This window comes from Alcanivorax sp., from assembly GCF_002733835.1.
GTDB lineage: Bacteria > Pseudomonadota > Gammaproteobacteria > Pseudomonadales > Alcanivoracaceae > Alcanivorax.
In genome coordinates, this window is the sequence record NZ_NVWY01000004.1 from 54,829 (window position 1) to 78,868 (window position 24,040).

Consider the following 24,040-nt stretch of genomic DNA (forward strand, 5'->3'; position numbering starts at 1 on the left):
CTGGTCTCGGGATAGTCACGGAGTGCTTGATGCGGATTCTGGTTTTTCTTTTGGTGAGTGTGCTCAGCGCCCCGGTGCTGGCCGGCAACGCCCAGGTGGCGGTGGCCGCCAACTTTGCACAAACGCTCAAACAACTGATCACGCTGTACACAAAGAGCCACCCGGATGACCGGATCGGCGTGACCGTGGCCTCCACCGGCAAACTGGCGGCACAAATTCGCCAGGGCGCCCCATACGATATCTTCCTCGCGGCCGATCAGCGCCGCCCCGCTGAACTGGCACAAGAAGGCTTGTTACTCCCGGCATCGATCCGTACCTATGCCCAGGGCATTCTGGTGCTGTGGACGCCGGCCCGTGGCGTTCCGTTGGGGCCCGAGAGTTTGCGTCAGGGTAATGTGCAGCCATTGGCGCTGGCGAATGCCCGTACCGCTCCCTATGGCGTGGCGGCGGAAGCAGTCCTGGCGCGGGTGAATCTGCCCGTGGCCGTCAAACAGGTGACCGCAGAGAATGTGGGGCAGAGCTATCACTTTGCCCATAGCGGTGCAGCCGCGGCGGCCTTCGTGGCCCTGAGCCAGGTACAGCAGCAGGGCGGAAGCCAGTGGCGTGTGCCGGCGGAGTGGTATGCACCGATTGTTCAGCAGGGTGGACTGCTTGGCGCCAATGCCACCGCGCAGCGTTTTTACGACTTCCTGTTCAGCCCCCAGGCGCAGACGTTGATCGACCAGGCGGGTTACCGGGTGCCTGACGATGCTTTCTGAGGGGGACTGGCTTGCTCTGGGCGTCAGTATTCAGCTGGCGCTGTTAACCACTGTACTGCTCATGGCACTTTGCACGCCGCTGGCCTGGTGGCTGGCCCGCCGGCGTTTGCCTGGCCAGGCTCTGCTGGAGGCGGTGTTGGCCTTACCGCTGGTGCTGCCTCCCTCGGTGCTGGGCTTTTACTTGTTGATCGGGCTGGGCCCGAACGGGCCGGGGGGCTGGCTGGCAGAGGTATTCGCGCAACGTTCACTGGCGTTTACCTTTACCGGACTGGTGATTGGCTCTGTGCTGTATTCGCTGCCCTTCGTTCTGCAACCGTTGAAAAACGCGTTTTCTGCCATTGATTCACAGCAACTGGACATGGCCGCCGTTGCTGGCGCACGGCCCCGCGACCGGTTTTTCTCCCTGGTGCTTCCCCAGTGCCGGGAGGGATATGCCAGCGCGGCGATTTTGGGGTTCGCGCATACCCTGGGCGAGTTCGGGGTGGTGTTGATGATTGGTGGCAGCCTGTCCGGGGAAACCCGAGTGGCTTCTGTGGCCCTGTATGAGCATGTGGAGGCCGGCGATTATGTCAGTGCCCATCGGCTCGCAGCCGTGCTGCTGGGGCTGTCGCTGTTGTTGTTGTGGGGGTTGTTCCGCTGGCAGCGTCGCCGGCCGGGTCTGGGGGCCATGCCATGAGCCTTGAGCTGTCAGTACAGGGCCTGCGGGGCAGTTTTCGATTGCAGGTGGAGGCGACGCTGCAGCCCCGGGGCGTCACGGTGTTGTTTGGGTCTTCCGGGGCTGGCAAGAGTTCGTTGCTACGGATGGTGGCGGGGCTGGACCATTGCGATGGTGCGATCCGCTTTGCCGACCAGACGTGGTTGTCACAAGACGTTGAGCTAGCGCCGTGGCAACGGCCCATCGGCATGTTGTTTCAGCAGCCCACCCTGTTTCGCCACCTCACCGTGCAGGGCAACTTGGAGTATGTGGCCCGGCGCCGTCAGAGCCCGGCGGGGCAGCAAGCGCAGGTGATCGAACAAACCGGCATTGCCCCGTTGATGGCCCGGCGGGTGGAGGGCTTGTCTGGCGGGGAAAGCCAGCGGGTGGCGCTGGCGCGGGCCATGCTGGGGGCGCCGCAACTGCTGCTGCTTGATGAGCCGCTGTCGGCTCTGGATGAGGCGCATAAGCGTGAACTTCTGGATCTGATTGCCCTGGCCGCGCGCACCGTGCCGGTGTTGTACGTGACCCACAATATGGACGAGCTTCTGCGCCTGGCGGATCAGGTCTGGTTGATGAAGCGCGGCCGCATTATTGCCCAGGGGCCAGCCAGTCAGGAGCTGTCGCGCCTGGATGGCTCCCTGGCTCAACGTGCGGACGCCACCGCGCTGTTGGCCGGCCTGGTGGCGGACTATGCCCGCGAGGATCATTTGCAGGGCATTACGGTGGGGGATGCCACGCTGTGGCTGCCTGTTGAGCAGCGGCTGGTTGCCGGTGAATCTGTGCGGCTGCGTATTGCCGCCCGGGATGTGAGCCTTTGCCTGAGTGCGCCGGTCGACAGCAGCATTCTCAATATTCTGCCGGCCCGGGTGGTCGGCTTGCGTGAGGTGGGGCCCGGGCAATGCCTGGTTCAACTTGCCCTGGCCGGGCAGTGCATTCTGGCCCGGATCTCAGGGCGTTCTGCTCGTCAGCTCTCCCTGTTTCCCGGTGCCGACGTCTATGCCCAGATCAAGGCCGTGGCGTTGGTGTAGAACGGCGCAGGGTGGCGCCGAGGGGCGCAGTGCCCGATGGCTGACCGGTGTCTTTCTTGTCATGCTGGTGATGCTCACCGTCGCAGCCGGCCTGGCTACGCCAGTCGGCGGCCAGCCCGAATCGTAGCTCGCCGGTGGTGATGGTGCTGGTGCCCGAGAAGAAAAACATGACAACCGTAATCAACTGCAGGCACAGGATAACTCCCGGCGTCCACAATGCGCCCAGCCCTGCGTGGAGTAATGGCTGTAAATCGCTGTGGGCCGGCAGGGCGATGCTGATTGCCACACCGTACAGCGCGGCGAGCAACGCCATCAGCTGATAGACCGAGAACAGCTTGCTGCCTCCACGATAATCCGCTCGCAGCGTTTCCGAATACACCCGCCAAAGCTGGCTGCCCACCAGGCTCAGGGCAAAGGCCAGGGCAAATAACTGGTGGAAGAACAGGGCACTGCATAACAGTGCCAATGCCGTGTAGAGCACGCAGGTTACTGCCTGAATGGGAATGACCTTGACGGCTTCCATTTCCCCGGCAAAGGCGATTTTTTTGGTTTTGCCGATAAAGACATGATTAAGCGTGGCAAACATGCGCCGGGCCCAGCCGGGAGCATCGTTGAGCGCTTTACCGTAACAGCAGCCGAAACTGATACAGGCCAGTCGACCGATCCCTTCCCCCATCACATAGGCGATGGACATGGCTGCCAGCATGGGCAGAGTGGGCAGCGGCGTGTCCCACCAATGCTGGCTGGCCTTGTCCGCCAGCCACAGAAACAGCGGCGCAATGATAATGCCCACAAAACTGGCGCCGCCTACTGTAAATCCGTGGCGATTTTTTTCTACTACGGTGGCAATGATCTTGGCTGCCGGCAGGCAAATGGCCAGTACGCCCAGCGTCAGGAGCACGGTGGTCATTAACGAAACGCCGACGGCGGCAGTGAGAAGAATAAAAGTGGCAACGCCGAACCCGCCGGCCAGGCCGGTAAATAAACCGTAGAAGGTCAAATTCAGGCCCTGCCAGGAACCATCACCGTTTTTTTTCAAGGGCAGGGACGCGACAAATTGCCAGCGCTCCTCGGGAAGGTGGCGGAACAATTGACGAAATCCAAGCCCGAACAGCAGGGCACAGACGAGCAGAAACAGATCTGCAGCCATGAGCTAGCTCCTTCGACGGTTTCGCCAAGGGTGTCGCCAAAAGGGTGCGAATGAATGACAGCGCGGTGACGCTTCAATGACAGCGTGCAAGGGGTATGCGCAAACAGGATGGATACGAAGGAAATATTGCCGGGGAAATCAGTCGCGGTTACGCAGAAAGCTCTCTGCCGCTTGCACGATCAACTCGGTAACAGAGCGGTCTTCCATCAACGCCTGCATTTTAAGTCGCTTGTGCAAATCGGCGGGAATGTCGGCGGTGAGGCGCCGGTAGCCTTCACGAACCGCACCTTGCCGCGCCGTTGCCTGCCGCGAAGTGCTGGCCGCTTTTTTTGGGGCAGCAGCCCGCTTGCGGGGGCGTTTTTTCTCTTCAATAGTAACGAAATCGATCTGTTCCATGGGTGCTGCTGTGGGCCGGCGAAGATGGTGGTCAGGTTACTGGAAAGCGGTGTAAATGGACAGGATTGGCGCTTAAATTTATAGTGCAAAAATTAGTGTAGGAAGACGGTTGGACGCTGGGATAGCTGATAACGAAAAGCAGAAAAATACTGGGGACAACATGGAAAAGGTTGATGTGCTGGTCATCGGCAGTGGCTTCGGGGGCGCTGTGATGGCATGCCGCCTGGCTGAGAAGGGAAGCAAGGTGGTGGTGCTGGAGCGGGGCAGGCGCTGGTTGCCCGGTGAGTACCCGTCCGTGTCCCAGACAGACTGGCTTTGGGATGAAGATGAGCCGGAAAAACAAAACGGCTGGATTGATTTTCGTAATTTCGGCGACATGAGTATTGCCATGGGGGCCGGGGTTGGCGGCGGCTCGCTGATTTATGCCAACGTCAGTATTGAAGCCAAGCCCGAGGCTTTCGAGCAGGGTTGGCCTGAGGCGATTGATTACGCCACCCTGAAACCCTATTACGACATCACTGGCGTGATGCTCAATGTACAGACATTGCCGACGAGCCAGTGGACGCCACGCACTCACTTGATGAAAGAAGCGGCGGAGGCGGTCGGCGCCGGAGACCGTTTCACGGTGGTGCCCCAGGCGATTACGTTTGATCCAGAGTGGCGTGCGGAAAACGATGATTCGTTTGATTACCGCCATAGTAAAAGCTGGGTCAACGCCCAGGGCAAAGAGCAGGGTACCTGCACCCATTGTGGCAATTGCGATCTGGGTTGCCCGGTAAAAGCCAAAAACACACTGGATCTGAATTACCTGGCGGCGGCGGAAAGTGCTGGCGCGCAGATTCGCCCGTTGCATCACGTGCGCACGATTCGTCCGCTGGCCTCCGGGGGCTATGAGGTGCAGGCCATGGATCTGGATGCGCGGGGCTGGCGTGGTTTCCGGGCTGACAAGGTGATCGTGGCTGCTGGCTCCATGGGGTCCACCGAACTGTTACTGCGCTGCCGGGATCAGTTCAAGACGCTGCCAAAACTCAGCCGTAAGCTCGGGCACAACTGGAGCAGTAACGGCGATTTCGCCACGGCGGCTTTCTACGAAGATCGTCAGATTTCACCTACGCGGGGCCCGACCATCACCAGCGCCATCGATTATCTGGATGGCTCGGACAATGGCGCCCGCTATTTTGTGGAAGACGGCGGATTGCCGGATATTCTTGGTAGCTGGCTGGAGCGTTTGGGCAAGCAGTCCCGGTTTGCCGGCAGCCGGCTGGGTGCGGCCATGCTGAAATATGGCGACAGCAGTAACCCCTTTGGCAAAATGATGCCCTGGTTTGGCCAGGCCATGGATGATCCCGGTGGCACCTTTTCGCTGGGCCGGCGCTGGTACTGGCCATGGAAGCGTGATCGCCTGAAGCTCAAGTGGGATTATCGCAAGGCAGAAAAGGCAGTGCAGGGGTTGGCCGATCGGCATTTGTCGTTGACGGCAGCCACCGGCGGCAACCCGATGACCCCGGCCACCTGGACCTGGTTCAAGAATCTGGTCACTCCCCACCCACTGGGTGGCTGTAATATGGCGGATTCTGTGGAACAGGGGGTGGTGAACCATGCCGGGGAAGTGTTCAACTATCCGGGGCTCTATGTGGTGGATGGCGCCATGGTGCCTCGGGCTTTGGGCCTGAACCCGTCACGGACCATTGCGGCGCTGGCGGAGTATTGTGCGGCGCAGATGGATTGAGTTTTTGCGCCTGAAAACTGAATTGCCTGAAGGGAGAAACGCAACAGCATGAGTGATGCTCGTTTCCATATCGTGTTTTCCGGGAAGCTGGTCGGCGGTGCTGACCTGGCAACGGTGAAGAGCAATCTGGGGCGTTTGTTCAAGATGGACAGCGCCCGGGTTGAGAAACTGTTTTCCGGTCAGCCGGTGGTGATCAAGAAAGATGCCGATCAGGCCACGGCCATGAAGTTTCGGGCGTTGATGAAGCAGGCCGGCGCGGAGTGCGACATCCGGCCTGTATCCGCGGGTGGCTCACCACCGGCGCCCGCCGCTGCGCCGGAACCTGCGCCGCAGGCTCAGCCCTCTGCCGTTGAGTCGCGCTCTCCAGCCGGGCAGGGCGGCGCTCAGGAGCAAAGCAGCGGAGATCTGGAGACCGTGGGTACTATCCGTACTGGTGGAACCGGATTTTCCGGGGCGTTCACGGTAGCGGATGTGGGAGAGGATATGGATAGCGGGGAACAGGCTCCGCCTCCACCTGCCCCTGATGTGAGTCACCTGAGCATGGCCGCGCCGGGGGAGAATCTGGGGCAGCAGAAGAAGGAGGTGCCACCAGCGCAACCGGACATAAGCCACTTGTCTCTCAAGAACGATAGCTAGGCCTAGGGAACCTCTGAAAAACTCCTTGTGTACTCAGTCTTTCAGGCTGGTTCGCAATCTAGGCGCGCTTTTGAAGGTGTATGTCCATCCATCGAAAAAACGCAACAACGAGTGCGGGCCAGCCTGAATGACCCGAAGGGCGTGGCCTGAAGCGCACATCTGCTGCGCCTTGCCTCTCGGAAAGGGAGCCACCCTGACCATCAAGACAAGACGCAACAGCTGCACGCTTCAGGCCACGCTGAGCATGCAAGGAGTTTTTCAGAGGTTCCCTAGCACCTTTCCTGTCTTTGCAGTCGAGGCCGTGATTCGTATGCGGTTCGGCTGCAGGGCATGCTGCTACGGCAGCTTCATCAGCCGGCCGACCAACGCTGGCAATGCCGTTTCCACGCGTAAGATTCTTGCTCCGAAACGGTGACAGGCAAATCCCTGTCGCTGCAGCATATCCACTTCATAATCCGTCCAGCCTCCCTCCGGGCCCACGGCCAGTGTGACTGGCTCGCTCAGGTCACAGGGAAGGGTGGGGTAATCATCCCCTGGGTGAGCAAGGATGCGCTGGCCGCTACCGGCCCATTTACCCAGTGAATCTTCCACAAAGGGTTTAAAGCGGGGGGCCAGAATCAGCTCTGGCAACCGGGTATCTCGTGCCTGCTCCAGCCCGAGGATCATCTTCTCGCGCAACAGGTCGGCTTTCAGGTTGGGGGTTTGCCAGTAGCTCTTGTCCACCTTCCAGCTGTTGATCAGCACAATGCGTTTAATGCCGAGGCTGGTGGCATCAATGAGAATGCGTTTGAGCATTTTGGGCCGGGGCAGGGCCATCAACAAGGAAAGCGGCAAGGGGGGCATTGGTTGAGATTCCGGTTTAAATTCAACCAATATCTCATTGTTTTTTATCGATTTTATAGTGGCAAAACCTGTGCTTTCGCCCAGCAGTCCGGCTCGACATTGCTGCCCCTCGGCCAGCTTGAGCACCGTGCGCACATGATCACATTGGCGGGCATTCAGGCGCCAGAGGGCGTCGTGCAGGTGTTGGTCTGGATGCAGCAGCAGCAAATTCATGGCGCGAATTATGGCACACCGTGTGGCGCGTCAGAACAAGCGTTTACGACGGCGAGGGGCTGCGTTGTGAACAGGCCGGTCGGCGATCTGTTGACGCAAATCACTGTTTCCTTGGCTATTATAGCCCTTTGCCCGGCGCCACTGGATTGCTAGAGTGTGCCGCCTGATCACCCGTTCCATTAACTGTTCAGTTTGGAGAATTTCATGCAGTTTCAGGGTACTGACCAATATGTGGCCACAGATGACCTGAAAATGGCCGTGAACGCAGCCATTGCCCTCAAGCGCCCGCTGCTTATCAAGGGCGAGCCCGGCACCGGCAAAACGCTGCTGGCCGAACAGGTCGCTGAATCCCTGGGCCTGCCACTGCTGTCGTGGAACGTGAAGTCCACCACCAAGGCACAGCAGGGCCTGTATGAATACGATGCAGTATCGCGCCTGCGTGATTCCCAGCTCGGCGCCGAAGGGGTCGAGGATGTGTCCAACTACCTGAAGAAGGGCAAGCTCTGGGAAGCCTTTGCCCATGAAGGTCAGGTGGTCCTGCTGATCGACGAGGTCGACAAGGCCGATATCGAATTCCCCAACGATCTGCTCCAGGAGCTGGATCGGATGGAGTTCTTTGTTTATGAAACCGGCGAACTGATCAAGGCAGAACAGCGCCCGATCGTGATCATTACCTCCAACAATGAGAAAGAGCTGCCGGACGCCTTCCTGCGCCGCTGCTTCTTCCATTACATCAACTTCCCCGATGCGGCCACCATGCAGGCCATCGTGGATGTGCATTTCCCCGAGATCAAAAAGAACCTGGTGAGTGAAGCGCTGGAAATCTTCTTTGACCTGCGCAAGGTGCCGGGCCTGAAGAAGAAGCCGTCCACCAGTGAGCTGATCGACTGGCTCAAGCTGTTGATGGCCGACGATATTCCGGAAGACATTCTGCGTAGCCGTGACACCAAGAGCGCGATTCCGCCCCTGTACGGCGCCTTGCTCAAGAACGAATCGGATGTACAGCTCCTCGAGCGTCTGGCGTTCATGAATCGCCGCGAAAGCTAACCGGTCCACGGGCAGACTATGCTTATTGGTTTTTTCGAAAATCTGCGTCGCTACCGGGTGCCTGTCACCCTGCGCGAGCTGCTGGATTTATTCGATGCGCTGCATGCGCATGTGGCGTTTGGCTCCATTGAGGATTTCTACCTCCTGAGCCGGGCAGTCATGGTGAAAGACGAAAAGTACTACGACCGCTTTGATCAGGCGTTTGCCAACTACTTTGAAGGCCTGGAAAACCTGGAGCCGGACTGGCTCAGCAAGGTGATCCCCGATGAGTGGCTACGCAAAGAGCTGGAAAAGAACCTGAGCCCGGAGGAATTCGAGAAGCTCAAGGGGCTCGGCAGCCTGGAAAAAATCATGGACGAGCTGCGCAAGCGGCTCGAAGAACAGGAAAAACGTCACCAGGGCGGCAACAAGTGGGTTGGCACCGGTGGCACCAGCCCGTTCGGTGGTTACGGCGAAAACCCCGAAGGGGTTCGCATGACTGGCCCTTCACGGAACAAGAAAGCCGTGAAAGTCTGGGAGAAACGGGAATTCCGCAATCTGGATGATTCCGTGGAGCTGGGCACCCGCAACATCAAGCTGGCCATGCGTCGTCTACGCAAGTTTGCCCGCACCGGTCGCGATGAAGAGCTGGACATGGACGACACCATTTCGTCCACCGCCCGTAACGCCGGGCTGCTCGACATCAAGATGCGCCCGGAAAAGGAAAACCGCGTCAAAGTGCTGATCTTCTTTGATATCGGTGGTTCCATGGACCCCTATGTGAAGCTGTGCGAAGAGCTGTTCTCCGCTGCCCGCGCAGAGTTCAAGCACATGGAGTATTTCTACTTCCACAACTTCATCTATGAGTACGTCTGGAAAGATAATCGCCGTCGCTGGGACGAGAAAATCGCCACCTGGGACGTGCTGCACAAGTATGGCAGCGACTACAAGGTGATCTTTGTGGGTGACGCGGCCATGAGCCCCTATGAGGTCAACTCGGTAGGCGGCAGTGTGGAACACTGGAACGAAGAGCCTGGCGCTGTCTGGTTTCAGCGAGTCACCGACACCTATGAGAAAGTAGTGTGGCTGAACCCGGAACCGGAACGCGCCTGGCAGATGACCACCTCCACCCAGTGGATCAAACAGCTCTGCGAACACCATATGTTCCCGCTGACCATTGAAGGGCTTGAGAAAGCCATGCGGCAACTGAGTAAATAAAGACTTAATGATATCCCGGATGGCGAAAGGCCAGCCCGGGGCATCTCTTCCTCTACCCCTGCCAGCTTGTTGTCGCCCTTGGCGATATCCGATGCAGTTAGTTTCATTCCACCCGTCAATTTTTTACCTTTTATGCACCAATAAACAGCACGTTTAGTGGTTGCCACCCCGGCAGTTCCGTATCCTGCGCGCCTTCCACGCGTCGCCAGACCGAATTTACCCCGCTCACAAGGCTGGGCAGAGGAAAGGGCGATGCCACTTTGAGCGCCCACCGTGATCCGGTGGACCTTCAGGAGATCTTCATGTCCAGGGTGAAAACCACCATCTGGATGACTGCTTTCAGCCTTGCCGCACTGACCAGCGCCGCCCATGGGGACAACACCCAGGCTGAAATCCGTCGTCTGCAATCCGAGCTCGACCAGCTCAAATCCCGTCTCGGCGATGAGGCCGACTCGTCCTCATTGAATTGGCCGCCGCTCACCGTATTCGGCAGCGTCAGCGTTGACGCCATCTATGATGACAAGGATGCCGGCTTCGACGAACTACTGATTCCCAGCACGATTCCCGGTGGCGACACGGATCAGCAGAATTTCGTCATGAGTGCCAAGAACAGCCGCTTTGGCTTTCAGGTGGGAGAGGATAGCGGCCCGCACATGGTCTTTGCCATGGACCTGTTCGGCAGCCTGGACCGGTATGAGCTGCGTATCCGCGATTTTTATTTTGAAAACGGGCCGTTGCGTGCAGGTTACGGCTTCACCGCCTTGCTGGATGGCGCGGCCTGGCCGCTCACGCTGGATGCTCAGGGCCCCAATAGTGCCATCTTTGCGCGTCAAACCGGTGTGCGCTGGCAGGGAGAGCGCTTGACCCTGGCCCTGGAAGATCCGAACAGTGAAGTCTACGATCCCACCAACGCGACCAGCGCTGCGGGTCGCAGACCCGATGCCATCGCTACCTGGAAACAGGGCTTGCCCGCCGGGCACATCAAGCTGGGTGTGGTGAACCGTGAAATCGGTGTGGAATTCGCGGATGGCGACCAGCAATTTGCCAACGCAACGGGTGGCGTGGCCAGTGCCGCCATCAACGTTAGCGACAACGTCAAACTGCTTGCCAATGGCAGTTACGGTCAGGCCATGGCGCATTACTACAATGACCTGTCCGGCTTTGGCGACAGTGGCATGGACGGCTATGTCTACGCCGGCAGAGATCTGCAGCCTCTGCTGGCGCAAGGCGGCTATCTGGGTTCTCAGTGGCAGCTCAATCCCGCCTGGACCCTGGCCATGGTCGCCGGGGAAGTCACTATCGAGTCCGACACTGCCTTGCCGGCCGAGGCGCTGCGGCGCACCCGCTACGGGACACTGACAGCGGTACATCAATACACGCCAGCCTTGAGCTATGGTGCGGAGCTGTCATACGGCCTGCGTGACAACCAGGCGGGTGACCGCAATGAAGCACCACGGGTGCAGTTCAATATGACGTACCGGTTTGCGCACACCAGCCGTCCGGTCGAATAAGGCACAGCAGGACTCAGAGCTGGCTCAGCCCCCGTTGGTATCCATTACCGTGTCGGTGGGGTACTGAGCCACCTTGGTTTCTTCAGGGGTTCTTCCCACCAGATTTTTCTGCTTCCAGGTACCACGTTTAAACCATACCCAGGCAACCAGCGCCGACATAAAGGCTTGAACCGGATAGGAAATCCACACTCCGGCCACGCCCAGTTGCGTGCGCTCTGTGAGTAACCAGGCAATCGGGAACTGCAACACCCAAAGGGAAATCAAGGCAATGGCCATGGCGGCGAGCGTGTTGCCCGAGCCGCGAAAGGCTCCAGTGACCACAATCTGGGCGCCGAGCAGGCCGTAGGAGAGGGCGGTGATGCGAACAAAGCGGGCGCCTTCTTCGATAACTGCGACCTCGCCGGGCACGAACAGCTCAACCAGCGGCGCGGCAAGGAAGAAACTGACCACCCCAACCAGCGTCAAGCTCGTCAGTGCCAGTGCGCCGCTGAGGTACGTCGTGTGTTCCGCGCGCTCCAGCTGCCCGGCGCCCACGTTTTGCCCCACCACCGTGGAGGTGGCTTGTGAGAGACCCAGCGCTGGAATAATCACAAAACTCAGCATCCGCGACCCAATGCCGTAAGCGGCCAGCGCAACGGTGCCGAACCCGGCCACCAGGATGGTCATTAGCATCAGCCCCAGTGCCCGGGTTGCCTGTTCCACGGCGGCAGGCAGCCCCAGCCGGAACAACTGCCACAACATGGGCAAATCCGGGCGCATGTGCAAACGGGCAAGCTGAATGCCATAGCGCCCCGAGAACAGCATAAACAAACCGATCACCGCGGCCAGGCCCTGGGTAGCCAGGGTTGCGGCTGCCGCGCCACTAACGCCAAGGGCCGGCACCGGGCCATAACCAAGAATCAGTAACGGATCGAGCCCAAAATTAAGCAGCACCGTCCCCGCAACGATCAGCAGAGGTGTCTTTACATCCCCGACGCCACGCATCAGCGACTGAAAAATCACATAGGCAAACATGAACGGCAGCCCGAGAAAAGACACCTGTAGATAGGACGTGGCGTGGGGCTGCACGGATGCCGATGCACCGAGAAACGCCACCAGCGGTGCCGCAATAAAATAGCCAATGGCAGCGAGCAATAAGGAGAGGGCGATTACGCCCATCAATGCCTGGGCGGCCACATGATTGACCGCATCCAGATCACCGCGCCCCTTGTTCTGGGCAACCAGAATGGTTCCGGCAACGGCAAGGCCAATACCCAACGAGATAAGGAAAAACAAAACGGGGAAGCTGAGCGACACCGCAGCAACGGCATCCGCCCCCAGTCGGCCGACCCAGAACGTGTCGGTAAGCTGGTAGGCCGTCTGCAGAAGATTCGCGAAGACAATCGGAATCGCCAGGGTCAACAGCGCGCGGGTAATGGAGCCCTGGATCAGGCTAGGAGTGTCTTGGGCCACAAGGTCTCCAGGCGTGTACTAGGAACGGGTTGCTGAAGGAAGTAATTTCCTCTGTCAGCAATCCTACCCGAAATGCTTACGACAGACGCAACAACTGTTGCGTACGAATCAGTGGCGAGGGTGGACCAATAAAGATGTAACCATAACGGTAATTACTCTATTTAACATAATATACATTATGCGTAGTCAGGCGGACACCTGGAACAACAGCACCACAGACTGTCAAGGCTCGATTTTGAGACTATCCCGCGCCGCTCATTTATTGCGCGGTTGTCAGACTGTTTTGTTATCCAAAGGGATCGGATTATGAATAAACGATTTAACCAGGTGCCCATTACTTGCCCGCGTACCGGCCACCAGCGCGCCATTTCGCCCGCGCATGCGGCCCGATTTACCGGCAGAAGCCTGAGGACTGCCCAGCGTTGGGCCAACGGTTCCCGCATCGACGCCGCCGCGTCTCAGGTGCTGGCCTTCCGGGTGTTCGGTGTGCTGCCCGGTGATGCCTGGCACGACTTCCGGTTGATCGGTGACCGGCTGCACAATGTCCACACGGGGGAAACCTGGCAGCCGTGGGAGCTGCGGGCCGGTTGGGTGATGTTCCAGGAGCTGCGAGAGCGCCGCCGCCGGGATATCGGCCAGCCCGCTATCTTGCAGGCTGTGCGCGGCTAGTCCTCGCAGGTGTCGCGCCCGAATACTTCCGGCCAGATGTGGCGCTCCAGTCGGCGCACTCGTTGCCGCGTCTGCCGGTTGTCCTTCTTTATCGAGAGAAGCACCCCCAGTATTGCGACGTTGGCCGTCGCTCCGCCCCCCAGAATGATTTCCATCAATGACATTTTCCAGCGCCTCCCCTTCCTTGTTTTTTTCGTCGGCGTAGTCCTGCACGGCTTCGCCCCCGGCTTTCGCCAGGATGCCCACGGCGACCGGTGACAGGCCCGCAGCGGTTAAGCCGACGCCCAATAGTGCGGTGATCAGGGTTTTACCCCAGTGGTGTTTGAATACGCCCCACAGCTTGCCCATGCTTTTATCCCCCGGTTACGGTGTCGGTGTTGTTGGTGAGGCCCAGTTCTTCGGCCTCGTTTGGGTGGGTGATATCGTAAATCCACGATCCCAGCGACCAGCCTTCCTGGCCGCTCACTGATTCGCCCACGGCGTTCACGCCTTCATAGAACACGTTTTCATTGTTCAGCGGGTTAACGGCTTCGCCCAGGGCTGGCAGTTTGCGCCAGACCAGGAACACGCCCACCGCTGCAACCGCGCCGACCGCTAATAGCTGCTTGTCGGTGAATACGGCCATTACGCCCACCCGGCCCGTGCAATGCCGTCATCAATGGTGGCGGCGCTATAGGGCTGCTGCCCGTTTTCGTGCTGGATGATGGACGACACCAGGGCACGCATTTGGCCGGCATCGAAGGCCAGCGGCTGGTTTGGGCCGACGCCTACGGCTGCGGCCACGGCGTTCACATAGGCCCCGGTGTTGTTTTCTACTGGCGGTGCCCAGCGGTTAATGATGCCCTCTACGGTGTGCAGGCCGTAGCGGTCGCGGTAGTTGCGGATGATCTTTGCCAGGGCGCGAATGCCATACACGGGATCAGCGAAGGAAAAGAACGCGCTATCAGGCTGGATATCGGCCAGGCCCTGCCATGCGTCGCCACTCTTGCGAATGTTGCCGGGGTTGTTGTTGCGGATGCCTCGCGGCAACGACTTGTCGTAAAACTGGTTCGGCGCTTCCATGCTGCCCCCGGTTAAGAACGGAATATCAATTTTTAGGCCGGACAGGTCGAACCCATCCAGCAAGCCGCCTGGCTTGTTCGCGGTGGCGCTGGCTGGCCTGCTGGCCAACCACACGCCAGCGGCCAGCCCGCCCAGGGCTAGCAGGCGAATCATTAGCAGTTGGAAATAACTAGCGGATGCTCAACCTGCAACCAGCTTTTCAGGCTGGCTTCCGTTGCCGCTTCCAGAGTGTCCACCACTACATGCACAGCCAGCGCCGCCGAACCGGGTACAGCGGAAATATCCACTTCCAACAGCTCACCCACGCGCCCGGACACTGCCGGGAACTGCCGTTCTGCCACGACTGTCGCGCCCGCCTTCAATTGCACCGTTACGTCAGCCGTTCCGGCTGCTGTGGTGTCCAGGTCTACGGCCCACTTTGCGCGGATATAGCTCAGGCGGGACAGGTCGCCCAGGCTCGGGCGAAGGTGTACCGGCGTAGAATATGCCTCCTCAGCAACAGCAAGACTAATGCCGCCCGCCGCGCCTGGCTCGAATTCCATTTGTGTAGTGTTTACGAACTCCATTAGATGATTCCCTCTCGGAGTGTGATTTTGATTTTTTGCGGAAACTCACAGCTAAAACTGTCTTCTATGTTCGCGGCCTTGAATGACTGACCCCCAGATGAAACCGTTCGCGGCGCATATCCTGATTCGTTCTCAAAAACCACTTGATACACAAAATCCAGATAATCCGGGCGCACAAATCGGCCCAGGTAAATCTCCAGCACGGCGCGAATTACTTCACCCTCCACCAGCACTTGGCCGGTTGGCAGCACATCGACACCGATAACGGCATTGGTGCCCCAGTCCTTATTGTTGCTTTTGAACAGACCAGCCCCGGAGCAATTCGACACCTTGCCGAAAAGCCTTATATCACGGTCAATTGCCGAGAATTCGCGCAACACAATGGGCACGCCATTTTGCACAAACCGGGGCACCACCATGGTTTCCGTTCCTGGTATATACACTGCCCCGGAGTTTTGACGCCAGGCAGGGTATCCATCATAGATACTGTCATAGGTCGGAATGGTCGCCAGCGCAGTGTCTACCGATTCCAGCCCGCCCACTTTAGAAAGGAAAACGACCTGCCCTTGTGTATCCACAACATGCACATATCCACCATGCAAGACGATGGAGCGCGGAAACGTTGCCAGTGTCACGCTCGACATTACCGCGCCGGTTCTGGCGTTAATCGCAAATATCGTTTGCTTTTGCGCCTGATAAATCACATCCCCATCACAGGCGGCGCATAGCAACAAAGGCGTATTGGGGTTCTGAACAAAAGGCGCTTCCGTTGTCAGGCTGCCAAGCGCTCTGTGCGTCACGAGAGAATAAATCCGATAAACAATCACCCGATCAGCCCCGCCCGAGAAATCAGGCAGGAACAGCCGACTACCAATAATAAAGCCCTGTCCACGCCCATAAATTTCGGGCCTATCCGTCACAACCGGGTTATCTGGCCATCCTGTTACTTCAGAATATAGCGATCCGCTGCTGTTTGAATCTGGACACAACAACAGCCGATCCGGCGCGATCAGTGTTATCACTTGTGATGTTGTCTTACCCGCTACGGAAAACTCCTTCATTAACTCCCACTGATCAAACTGCCGTTGATCCGTTCCCGTGATATTCACCCTTAACGGCAGATCTGCCCTGCTGTCATCAATCCACTGCCCGTCAGCCTTTCTGATTCCTGACTGCACCGTGACTTCACCACGAATGATCTGGCTGTTGTAATCACCCTCACCCACTTTTAGCACTACGGCCACGGGGTTGGTGTCGTCGGGGTTGATTACGGTCACGGACTTGAACGGGCGCGCAGGGCGCACCTTGTCGCCGGGGTTAACGGTGATGACCTGGTCGTGAATCATCAATTTGATTTCACGGTCTACATAATCGACGTAGACAAAATCACCACCGGCTTGCACTTGCTGTTCACCGTTGGGCAGTAGAGTTGTGCGAATCTCGCGCATTATTTACGGCTCCACGCATACAGGCCCACGGCAACCGCCGCAGCCAGGGGGATAAATTTCATACCGGCGGTGATAGCGGCAGCGGCATCACTGGTGCCACCGGTGCCAATGCTTTTCAGGGTGCCTAGTGATTGCTCGATGGCTTGGTTCGACCAGAAGGCCTGATTTTCCAAGCCGTCCAGGGCTTGGGCCATCACGTCGCTATTGCTGGTGAGTGCGTTGCTTGCGGTGTCCGCCATGCTGTCCAGGGCAGTTCCCCCGAAACCGAACGCTTGAGAAAAGGCATCTTGTGACGTGGCGGAAATTGCCGCCAGGGCATCGCGCATCACTTCCGGGTCAGCGGTGGTGATGTTGTTAACAACCCGGTCCGCCTGGCCTACGTTGGCAGACGTTCCGCCCCCGGCGTTGTTAAAAATGTAATCCTCGCGAATGTTTGTAACGCTGGATTGATTTTTACTACTGCTGCTGCTGCTCGACATATACGGCCCTGCCGTTCAAAGTGCCTGCCCCATCGCATATACAGGCGGGCGCGGCTTGCTGTCCTTGCGTTGGCGGTGACTCGCCCTATTCCTTTTTCTTTTGCCAGGTCGCACAGCCAGCCGATCAGCGGGGCGCAGTTGGTACCAGCCACGGCGCAGACCACCAGGGCCACGCCCTGCTGATCCTTCACCGCTTCCACCACCATGCGGGCGGTGCTGGTGCGGAATAACGCCACTTCATGGCGCTGCCAGGCTTGGCGCAGTTGCTCGGCCTGCTCGGCTCCCCCGGCGCGGCTGATTTCTTTGCAGTCGTCAGCCGTCCAGGTGGTGGCCTTTACCGGCGCTGGCTGATCATCCACACCACGGCCACCGCAGCGCCGACCATGGCCAACTGCTGCACGTTGATTCCCGCTAGCCCGGTGTTGGTGGCTGGCATGCCGAAGTTAACGACCGGCCCGCCCTGATCAATCGGCCCTAGTACGGAGTCACCCGTGCCGGAACTGGCACCAGAACTGGCGGACATTCCGCCGCCTGCCATCATCCCGCCGATCATGGCTACCCCTTAACCTTGGTGATAATGAGATACGCCGCCGCAGCCGCCAGGGCATAACCGCCGTACTTCATTAGCTTGTTAGCGGTGGCCTGCATCTGGTCTGCCGCTTCGATGCTCTGCTTTGCGTCACCGGTAGGGGGCGCGGTGCCCGCCGGGGGGCGCACGGTTTCCGGTTTGGCGCTGTTCTCGGTGTTACTGTTTGACCAGTTGCCGATTTCATTGCCTACCCAGTCCTGTGCGCCACCCAACACGGTATCGCCCACGCTTCCCGCGAAGTCGCCCAAGGAACCCTTAATGCTGTCCATCCAGCTCATAAACGGCCCCTTATGCTTTCAGCGTGCCCAGCCATTCGGTGATTACCGGCATATTGCTTGCGGCATCAGTCATGCCCAGGCGAATGCGGAAGTCCGCCACACCAATGGTGTTGATTTTGGAACCGGCATAACCGTCTTCACACTTGTCAATCAGTGTCCAGCCGCTTTGCTGGTTGCGCATGCCGTTGGACAGATTAATGGTGTTCACGGCGCGGGTTCGCTCGAAAATCTTCACGTTTTCGCGGTAGATTTCCAGCTGATTCATGTCTTCGGACTTGAAGAACACGCGACGCAACCAGGCGCGGTTAGGCTTGCCGTGGCTCAGGTCCTGCACATCGAATTCACCGGCACCCTGCACGGGGCGGTTGGTTTTGACGATATGGCGAACCAGACCAGCGCCACCCGGCAGGGCATTGGACACGGTGGCCCAAATTTCCAGCGACGGGGTGGCAGTCGGTGATTCTGCAATATCAATTTGCAGCTCTGCGCTGGTGATTTCGTTGGGCTGCATTTCTGCAATGCCAGCCGGACGACCGACATTCAGGGCGGTTTCTTCCTCGCCCTCACGCACTCGCATGCCCAGGGAATCGAACGGGATAAACAGGAAACCGGATGCAGCCGCCAGGCCATCGGTTTGGTTCATCATGTCCTGTTCCGCAAAGGAAACCCGGCGGATGGTTTCCGTGTTGGCCATTACCCGCAGCTCGGGATAGTCGGCCAGGGTGCCGGAATACTTCACCACCAGACCGTGGTAGCGCAGACCGGGATTAAACCGGAAATAGGCAGTACCACCGGCGGAAATACCGGAATTGCTGAGGAGTTTAACCTCGTTGCGCTCAATAGCCAAAATGCCATTCATTGCAAGTCGTCCCTTACTTTGCAGCACCGGCTACCGCTTTTAGCGCGCCAATGCCTGATTTTTTGAACGCCACGAACACCAGGCCCACGGCCAGCGCCGTTACAATCCCTGAAACAACGATTTCCGGGTTCGTGTTGCGCTTGATGTAGCGTAGCGGCTGTTCACTCATGGCGATTACTGGCCGTTAACCAGTTTTCGCGCCTGAGGAACGCGGTTGATGATCGCAATGGCGGCTACGGCCATGGCTACGGTGATCAGTCGGCTTTTGCTCATCGGTAAAATTCCCATGCTTGCCAATTAAAAAACCGGAAATAAAAACGCATCCTTGCGCGCTCCCTTCCCTGGATTCCCGGCTGGTGAGGCCGGTAAGGTGTCGGTAAGTAATCAGGGAACCATGGGGTTTCGGTTTTTGGTCAAGCATAAAAAAAGGGGCCGAAGCCCCTAAAACCTGTTTTTTAGGTTTAATTCTTTACTCACCCATGTACTTAAACTGGATATATTCAGGCTCCCTTCCGGTTTCCCGGTGCCAGAACCTCAACTCCTTGGGCGGTGTCTTCATAAGAATTTCCGGTTTTACGTCAACCAGTTTTGACGCCGACTTTGCATCATCCAAGCCTTCCATTACCCCCACGTATTTATGCGCGCTGTTGTTGCGTACCGTGGTCGGCAGCTCTGCCGCCCGCTGCCCGATGGTGTAAATTATCGCGCCGTACTTCCGCCCCCTGAGCATGAGATTCCCCAGGCTTTCCAGCGCGGGGCCGCTGCTGGCCGTGAATTGCGCCGCTTCCTCAAGGATTACGTGCGTTTCCTTGTTGCCGTCCAGCACTTCCCAGGCCATAGCGCAGAACGCCTCGAACTGTTCCGGCTTCTTAGCGCCCGTGTAGGATATCCGGTAGTTTTTCCCGCTTTTATCTGCCGCTTTCAGGGCCTTTGCGAACTTGCCCAAGCTGTCGTAGGCGATACACCCGTGATCGTTGTCCGGGTCGAACGCCACCAGCCGGACACCGCGCCGGGGTATCAGGTTTTTCAGTGACTGGCTTTTACCGCCCCCCGTGGATGCGATGATGACGCAATGGCGGGCGTCATGTTTCCCGTTCCGGTTAATCGCCACCCTGGCCCCCTTCGGTTCCGGTTTTTTCCGGTTTCGGTTCCGGTTTTTCCGGCTGGTTCAGCGTCAGCACCACGCGAGGCAGAATGATCATACCGGCGGTAATGCACAGCGCCGCCTCTGGCCCCATGGTCACGTTGCCCAGGTATTTTTGGGCCACCGCGTCGCCCGCTTCGGCCAGGCCTTGGGCTTCATCGTTGCTCAGGTTCCAATGTGGCCCGAACCGTGCCGCCGCTACCGCGAAGGCCATTTGAGTCAGGGCCTTAATTTCCTGCACGCCCACGGTGTCTTCTGGCTTGTCATCGTTGGCCGCGCCCTGTCCCGGTTGCCATTCGCCTTCCTTGGCCTTGCCCTCTTCGTCAGCAATGGCCGCATCAATGGCATCATAGGTTTTATTTTCGGTTTCCCGCTCCTTCTCCGGCTGGCCGTCATCGTTGGCCGCTGTCTGCTGCTCTTCCGGTTTTTCTTCCGGTTTCTGTGCTGGTTTTCTGCGTGCGGTCATCGGTTATTCCTCTCTCAACAGTGCGGCCAGAATGCCGCGTTTTTCCGGTTTTACCGCCGGGGTTTCGGTTTCTTCCGGCGTCCACTCGCCAGCGTTTGCCGCTGGCTGCTCAGGCTCGGCCACCTTTTCGGTTTTCGGGGCTGGTGCCAGGTCGCCCACGGGGTTGCGCAGGTTGTCACGGATGAATTGCTGGCCGGTTGGGCCGTAGGGCTGGATGCAGCCGCAACCGTTCGAGACGGTGCCACAGCGAATATAAAGCGCCTCTTTTTTTGCGCCCCGCCCGATCATGCAGCTATGCACCGACGCGGTGCCGTGACACATAGGGCACTCAATTTCAGCTACTTGTGCGTTATTTTTTACCGCCATTATTTCCCGCCCCCTTTTAGATACGCCTTGTACTCATCCCATCGCATAAAGCGCCCGCCGCTCTCTACATAGCAGGTATCAAACGGGCGATATTCAACGGCTTTACCGGTTTTCTGGCCGTAGTAATTGCATTTGCTGTAAATGTGGTAATCATGCAAACCGACCACAGACCCCACCAAGAGCAGCCCGCATAGAGCTAAAAATAAACCATTCATTTGCGCACCTTCCTAACCTTGAATTGCTCCCACGGATACACGGTCATTTCCGTGTAAGCCCACGAATACTTCCCGCCGCGCCACCCCTTCGGCTTCGGGTTATCTGATAACCATGCGCCCGCCTTTTCAATCAAACCGTTTTCCTCAAAATATGCCCTATAGTCCGCTTCCTTCATCCGACCCCCGTACAGTTATTGACACAAGTCCAAGGCGGCTGCGCCGCTAAAAGGACAAGACCACCGCGCCGCGATGCCCTGCCCTTGTCCGGACAGCCTCCCGGCCAACTCCTTCAACCAGGACGGGACGCCTTTCACCCCCGCCAGGTCATCATCTGACCGACTCAACACCGGCACCTCACGCTGTTTCGGCTTCCGGTGTTCAATCTCCCACCGATAGAAGCGAGTCAAACAGGGGCGCTCCCGCGCCTGATCCGTGCCCCCGGTTCGCTCCCAAATCCACAGCCCAAATACCTGGCCTCTCGCCGGGTCGCCGTAGCAGGTAGTACCCGGCAGCAATTCGCCGGTTTCCGGGTCCAAGTCCTCGCACTCTGTCCAATAGGCAGGACGGGCCGGGCGTGCGTCACGGGGCAGCGTGGGGCCGCCCATGTATTCAACGAATGACGCCCAGTCCCCTTTATCCGCCGCCTGGCCTGCAGCTTCCACGGTTTGGTTACCGAACAGATCAGCCTGCAATCCCGGCTCACTCTGCGCCCACAGCCGACGCAGCTCCCGCCACACGGTCACGGACGGGCCGCCGATCTGCTGGAACTGGTGAATCTTCCATGAATTGGCCCACGACCTAACCCGCTCCGCACCCTGCGCCATATCCAGGCCGCTATCGTCGTCCTGCTCGTTCAGGTTCGCGCCGTCAGTGTTTTTGGCGATGTACTTGGCAACGTAGCCCGCTGCGGTGCCCTTGGCCGGGTCAATCGCTTTGGCATCGAATCGATACTTTTTCGCGCCTGGCTCGTTCGGGTCATCTTTCAGCAGGTAGCGGCTGCATATGCGCCGTGCGTCGTCACGATCCGCAGGATGCATGAACACAAGCAGATGCCAATGGGGGCACCCGTCATGGTGCGGCTCTGCCACCCGGAAACCGTAGATACGTATGCCATTACGGGCCATGCAGGCACGAATCTGTGACCACAGCTTGCAAAGCCACTCCTGCGCCTGTTTCGGGTCCGCCCCTTTCCAACGGGAGTTTTTCACCGGCTTATTGGCCCGCTGAATCCACCGCATACGGTGCCAGCGACTGGCCAGGGTGAACGTCCAGAACTCGCCCACATGCCCACGGCCTTCGGCCACTTCCTCAAATCCCCGCATTCTCACCATCAGCTCGTGACGGCGGTTGGTCAGGTTGGACGGCCCCAGCTCGGCCAACTGGGCAAGCGTGTATTCCTGGCCCTCCTCATTGGTCGCCACCACCTGCTCCAGCGTCTCCAGGTTGCGAACCTGCGCCGCCCGATACCGGTTAAGATTCCAGTCATCAATGTACGCCTGCCGATACTTCGCCACCTGCCCACGCACCCGCGCCAGCCGCCCCACTTCACGGGCCTGCAAGGTGCGAATCTGGCGACGCCACCACAACTTGCACACCAGCCGACGAGACCAGGCAATCAGCTCACACTCTTCCACCTCATCAGGCACCGGCCAGGCCAGGCCGTACCGGGTCGCCACCAAGCAGCACTCATTCAAGCCGCTAACCATCCCGCCGTTCTGCATCAAACGGGCACACTCTTTCACCCGGCGATCACAGAACGCCCGGATGTCGGCATCATCCGCCGCCAGGTATAAATCCTCACGGATCAAGGGCGAAAACTCGTGCATCTGCCGATTGGCTTTCACATAGCCGTGTCGCTCTGCCGCTTTCAGGTAGCCCCGGCCCACATCGCCCCAGGCAGGGCCAGCAAAGTCAGCGGCCCATGGTAGGTTTTGCTCCGCAGTGCCAAACTCATCATTCGGGATTGTGTCGCCAAAGTGCCCAGCCAGAACGGCCAGGCGGGCAAGGTGTGGCGGTGTGGTGGCAGTGCTGATCATTTGCCGCAACTCTCTTTCTGCTCTGCTCTATTGCTCCACTCAGCAGATTTACTCAAAAGAGACGCCACAAGGGCCGAGTCCTCACCCTCGAAAAACTTTATAACCCTTGCCAAATGCCGCGCCCTTGCGGCCTGCTCCCTGTACCACTCTGCCGTCAATCGCATCACGCCACCCCCTGCCAGCCGCACATGAACAGGGAACCGATGATCACCAGGCCATGGGCCACATGGCGGGCTCGGTTTACGGATTCGGGGGAATACATCACTTCTCCGCCCTCCGCTTTTGCCACACTTCTAAAAATCCTGTCGCCCTTCCGACCCTTAACCCCTCTCTGTAACCTTTCCGCCTTTCATTCTCCATAATTTCGGCGAGCTTTACCCGAACGATCAAGCACCCAAAAGCGCCACCAAAACAGAAGGCCACAAAGAAGACCACAGCCACAAATAGAGACTCAACAAATAGAGACTCAATCATGCCGCCTGCCCCTTCCGGGCAGGTGCCGGGGCTTGCGGTAGGGTCTGGCGGTCAATGTCCGCCACCAGGGTCAGGTGTTCGCGCTGCTGTTCGGCTCTGCAGGTGTGCAAAATGCCCTGCAGGCGCTCGGCGGTGCCCGCCCATGCGCGTATGCACTCCATCAGCTTTGCGCGTTCGCGGCGGCTCATGTTGTGCATGGTGAGGCGGTCGGGATCGAGGCCCAGGCCGCGCAGAATGAAAAGCTGTTGCGCTGCTGATAGCTCGGCCCAAACGGCTGATTCAGGATCCGCTGGCCGGCTTCTTTCCAGCCAGGCGGCGCAGGTTTCGCGAAGGGTTTTCATGCCTGCACCCCCTTGGCGGCGCAGAACGTCATAGCGTCCAACCTATCGGCGTCCAGCTTGTCGGCCAGCTTGTCGTATTTGCTGGCCACGTCCTGAATCTTTGCCACTGATCCGGCCACCGCCTCAGGCAGCAACAGGCGCAGGCTCTCAGCCGTCGCTCTCAACTCTTCCGGTGTTATCTGAATGATTTCCATAGGTGCCAACCTCGTGGTGTTGTTCTTCGGTGTGCCGCCGGGATCGGGGCCATGGTGGCCCGTCTCCCGGTTGGCCAGAACACAATAGGCAAACGGCAACACCCATGGCAACTGCCAACACCCAACTACCGGCAACGGGCAATTGTCGGTAGAGTACCCGTGAGGCTACGGCCTCTTGACAGAGTGGTGTCTGTCTG

32 protein-coding genes are annotated in these 24,040 nt (G+C 58.7%); 8 read left to right on the forward strand and 24 right to left on the reverse strand.

Annotation, left to right across the window (positions count from 1 at the left end; all coding sequences use genetic code 11):
- Positions 1–29 precede the first annotated feature (29 nt).
- Genes modA through modC form a run of 3 tightly spaced genes read left to right on the forward strand, consistent with a single transcriptional unit; the run spans position 30 to position 2,483 of the window.
- The gene (gene modA / locus COA55_RS03425; RefSeq protein WP_290500651.1) at positions 30–758 is read left to right on the forward strand and encodes a molybdate ABC transporter substrate-binding protein; all 729 of its coding nucleotides are present in this window, start codon (positions 30–32) and stop codon (positions 756–758) included.
- The gene (gene modB / locus COA55_RS03430) at positions 748–1,434 is read left to right on the forward strand and encodes a molybdate ABC transporter permease subunit (protein ID WP_290500652.1); all 687 of its coding nucleotides are present in this window, start codon (positions 748–750) and stop codon (positions 1,432–1,434) included. Before modA ends, modB begins: the two co-directional genes overlap by 11 nt.
- Positions 1,431–2,483: a molybdenum ABC transporter ATP-binding protein gene (gene modC, locus COA55_RS03435; protein WP_290500653.1), complete on the forward strand. Its 1,053-nt coding sequence runs from the start codon at positions 1,431–1,433 to the stop codon at positions 2,481–2,483. The genes modB and modC overlap by 4 nt, the downstream gene beginning before the upstream one ends.
- Here modC and COA55_RS03440 read toward each other — a convergent pair.
- Both COA55_RS03440 and COA55_RS03445 read right to left on the reverse strand, forming a co-directional pair.
- Positions 2,461–3,633 (reverse strand): prolipoprotein diacylglyceryl transferase family protein, encoded by a 1,173-nt coding sequence (locus COA55_RS03440; RefSeq protein ID WP_290500654.1) that lies wholly within the window; start codon positions 3,631–3,633, stop codon positions 2,461–2,463. The genes modC and COA55_RS03440 overlap by 23 nt on opposite strands.
- Before the next feature lie 138 nt (positions 3,634–3,771).
- Entirely contained in the window at positions 3,772–4,029 is a 258-nt protein-coding gene (locus COA55_RS03445) for a hypothetical protein (protein WP_063521635.1), read from the reverse strand.
- 160 nt (positions 4,030–4,189) lie between these two features.
- Between COA55_RS03445 and COA55_RS03450 the strand changes: the two genes are divergently transcribed.
- Together COA55_RS03450 and COA55_RS03455 are read left to right on the forward strand one after the other, a co-directional pair.
- The gene (locus COA55_RS03450) at positions 4,190–5,758 is read left to right on the forward strand and encodes a GMC oxidoreductase (RefSeq protein WP_290500655.1); all 1,569 of its coding nucleotides are present in this window, start codon (positions 4,190–4,192) and stop codon (positions 5,756–5,758) included.
- A gap of 48 nt (positions 5,759–5,806) precedes the next feature.
- Positions 5,807–6,394 (forward strand): hypothetical protein, encoded by a 588-nt coding sequence (locus tag COA55_RS03455; protein WP_290500656.1) that lies wholly within the window; start codon positions 5,807–5,809, stop codon positions 6,392–6,394.
- A 336-nt stretch (positions 6,395–6,730) separates the two neighbouring features.
- Here the strand turns inward: COA55_RS03455 and COA55_RS03460 are convergent, their stop codons facing one another.
- Complete coding sequence (locus tag COA55_RS03460; protein WP_290500657.1) at positions 6,731–7,450, reverse strand: 16S rRNA (uracil(1498)-N(3))-methyltransferase; 720 nt, start codon at positions 7,448–7,450, stop codon at positions 6,731–6,733.
- A gap of 204 nt (positions 7,451–7,654) precedes the next feature.
- Here COA55_RS03460 and COA55_RS03465 point away from each other — a divergent pair, with 204 nt between their 5' ends.
- The 3 genes from COA55_RS03465 (at position 7,655) to COA55_RS03475 (ending at position 11,205) form a co-directional block, all read left to right on the forward strand.
- A complete protein-coding gene (locus COA55_RS03465; RefSeq protein ID WP_290500658.1) occupies positions 7,655–8,497 on the forward strand; it encodes a MoxR family ATPase in 843 nt (280 codons plus the stop codon).
- Positions 8,498–8,515: 18 nt separating this feature from the next.
- Positions 8,516–9,694, forward strand: a complete 1,179-nt coding sequence (locus COA55_RS03470; RefSeq protein WP_290500659.1) for a VWA domain-containing protein — start codon at positions 8,516–8,518, stop codon at positions 9,692–9,694.
- A 302-nt stretch (positions 9,695–9,996) separates the two neighbouring features.
- On the forward strand, positions 9,997–11,205 hold the full coding sequence (locus COA55_RS03475; protein WP_290500660.1) for a hypothetical protein: 1,209 nt from the start codon (positions 9,997–9,999) through the stop codon (positions 11,203–11,205).
- A gap of 24 nt (positions 11,206–11,229) precedes the next feature.
- Here COA55_RS03475 and COA55_RS03480 read toward each other — a convergent pair whose 3' ends face one another.
- The 21 genes from COA55_RS03480 to COA55_RS03580 form a co-directional block, all read right to left on the reverse strand.
- A complete protein-coding gene (locus tag COA55_RS03480; protein ID WP_290500661.1) occupies positions 11,230–12,657 on the reverse strand; it encodes an MATE family efflux transporter in 1,428 nt (475 codons plus the stop codon).
- 273 nt (positions 12,658–12,930) lie between these two features.
- Positions 12,931–13,674 carry a hypothetical protein gene (locus COA55_RS03485; protein ID WP_290500662.1) on the reverse strand — a complete coding sequence of 248 codons (744 nt, stop codon included), beginning with the start codon at positions 13,672–13,674 and terminating at the stop codon, positions 12,931–12,933.
- A 4-nt stretch (positions 13,675–13,678) separates the two neighbouring features.
- The gene (locus tag COA55_RS03490; protein WP_290500663.1) at positions 13,679–13,951 is read right to left on the reverse strand and encodes a hypothetical protein; all 273 of its coding nucleotides are present in this window, start codon (positions 13,949–13,951) and stop codon (positions 13,679–13,681) included.
- Complete coding sequence (locus COA55_RS03495; protein WP_290500664.1) at positions 13,951–14,541, reverse strand: hypothetical protein; 591 nt, start codon at positions 14,539–14,541, stop codon at positions 13,951–13,953. The genes COA55_RS03490 and COA55_RS03495 overlap by 1 nt, the downstream gene beginning before the upstream one ends.
- Positions 14,541–14,954: a hypothetical protein gene (locus COA55_RS03500; RefSeq protein ID WP_290500665.1), complete on the reverse strand. Its 414-nt coding sequence runs from the start codon at positions 14,952–14,954 to the stop codon at positions 14,541–14,543. The genes COA55_RS03495 and COA55_RS03500 overlap by 1 nt, the downstream gene beginning before the upstream one ends.
- On the reverse strand, positions 14,954–16,402 hold the full coding sequence (locus COA55_RS03505; RefSeq protein WP_290500666.1) for a hypothetical protein: 1,449 nt from the start codon (positions 16,400–16,402) through the stop codon (positions 14,954–14,956). The genes COA55_RS03500 and COA55_RS03505 overlap by 1 nt, the downstream gene beginning before the upstream one ends.
- A complete protein-coding gene (locus tag COA55_RS03510) occupies positions 16,402–16,881 on the reverse strand; it encodes a hypothetical protein (RefSeq protein ID WP_290500667.1) in 480 nt (159 codons plus the stop codon). Before COA55_RS03510 ends, COA55_RS03505 begins: the two co-directional genes overlap by 1 nt.
- The gene (locus COA55_RS03515; protein ID WP_290500668.1) at positions 16,779–17,240 is read right to left on the reverse strand and encodes a hypothetical protein; all 462 of its coding nucleotides are present in this window, start codon (positions 17,238–17,240) and stop codon (positions 16,779–16,781) included. Before COA55_RS03515 ends, COA55_RS03510 begins: the two co-directional genes overlap by 103 nt.
- Positions 17,216–17,404, reverse strand: a complete 189-nt coding sequence (locus COA55_RS03520) for a hypothetical protein (RefSeq protein ID WP_290500669.1) — start codon at positions 17,402–17,404, stop codon at positions 17,216–17,218. Before COA55_RS03520 ends, COA55_RS03515 begins: the two co-directional genes overlap by 25 nt.
- 32 nt (positions 17,405–17,436) lie before the next feature.
- The gene (locus COA55_RS03525; protein ID WP_290500670.1) at positions 17,437–17,748 is read right to left on the reverse strand and encodes a hypothetical protein; all 312 of its coding nucleotides are present in this window, start codon (positions 17,746–17,748) and stop codon (positions 17,437–17,439) included.
- Positions 17,749–17,758: 10 nt separating this feature from the next.
- On the reverse strand, positions 17,759–18,607 hold the full coding sequence (locus tag COA55_RS03530; RefSeq protein ID WP_290500671.1) for a major capsid protein P2: 849 nt from the start codon (positions 18,605–18,607) through the stop codon (positions 17,759–17,761).
- Between the two features lie 13 nt (positions 18,608–18,620).
- Entirely contained in the window at positions 18,621–18,776 is a 156-nt protein-coding gene (locus COA55_RS03535) for a hypothetical protein (protein WP_290500672.1), read from the reverse strand.
- A gap of 300 nt (positions 18,777–19,076) precedes the next feature.
- Positions 19,077–19,718 carry a hypothetical protein gene (locus COA55_RS03540; protein WP_290500673.1) on the reverse strand — a complete coding sequence of 214 codons (642 nt, stop codon included), beginning with the start codon at positions 19,716–19,718 and terminating at the stop codon, positions 19,077–19,079.
- On the reverse strand, positions 19,708–20,217 hold the full coding sequence (locus tag COA55_RS03545; protein WP_290500674.1) for a hypothetical protein: 510 nt from the start codon (positions 20,215–20,217) through the stop codon (positions 19,708–19,710). Before COA55_RS03545 ends, COA55_RS03540 begins: the two co-directional genes overlap by 11 nt.
- Positions 20,218–20,220: 3 nt before the next feature.
- On the reverse strand, positions 20,221–20,538 hold the full coding sequence (locus COA55_RS03550) for a hypothetical protein (RefSeq protein ID WP_290500675.1): 318 nt from the start codon (positions 20,536–20,538) through the stop codon (positions 20,221–20,223).
- Positions 20,539–20,582: 44 nt separating this feature from the next.
- The gene (locus COA55_RS03555; RefSeq protein ID WP_290500676.1) at positions 20,583–20,798 is read right to left on the reverse strand and encodes a hypothetical protein; all 216 of its coding nucleotides are present in this window, start codon (positions 20,796–20,798) and stop codon (positions 20,583–20,585) included.
- Positions 20,795–20,974, reverse strand: coding sequence for a hypothetical protein (locus COA55_RS03560; protein ID WP_290500677.1), 180 nt, complete (start codon positions 20,972–20,974; stop codon positions 20,795–20,797). The genes COA55_RS03555 and COA55_RS03560 overlap by 4 nt, the downstream gene beginning before the upstream one ends.
- Positions 20,975–20,989: 15 nt before the next feature.
- Complete coding sequence (locus COA55_RS03565) at positions 20,990–22,834, reverse strand: replication endonuclease (RefSeq protein ID WP_290500678.1); 1,845 nt, start codon at positions 22,832–22,834, stop codon at positions 20,990–20,992.
- Positions 22,835–22,997: 163 nt separating this feature from the next.
- Positions 22,998–23,123, reverse strand: a complete 126-nt coding sequence (locus tag COA55_RS03570) for a hypothetical protein (RefSeq protein WP_290500679.1) — start codon at positions 23,121–23,123, stop codon at positions 22,998–23,000.
- 181 nt (positions 23,124–23,304) lie between these two features.
- On the reverse strand, positions 23,305–23,649 hold the full coding sequence (locus COA55_RS03575) for a hypothetical protein (protein ID WP_290500680.1): 345 nt from the start codon (positions 23,647–23,649) through the stop codon (positions 23,305–23,307).
- Positions 23,646–23,843, reverse strand: coding sequence for a hypothetical protein (locus COA55_RS03580; protein ID WP_290500681.1), 198 nt, complete (start codon positions 23,841–23,843; stop codon positions 23,646–23,648). Before COA55_RS03580 ends, COA55_RS03575 begins: the two co-directional genes overlap by 4 nt.
- Positions 23,844–24,040: the final 197 nt, after the last annotated feature.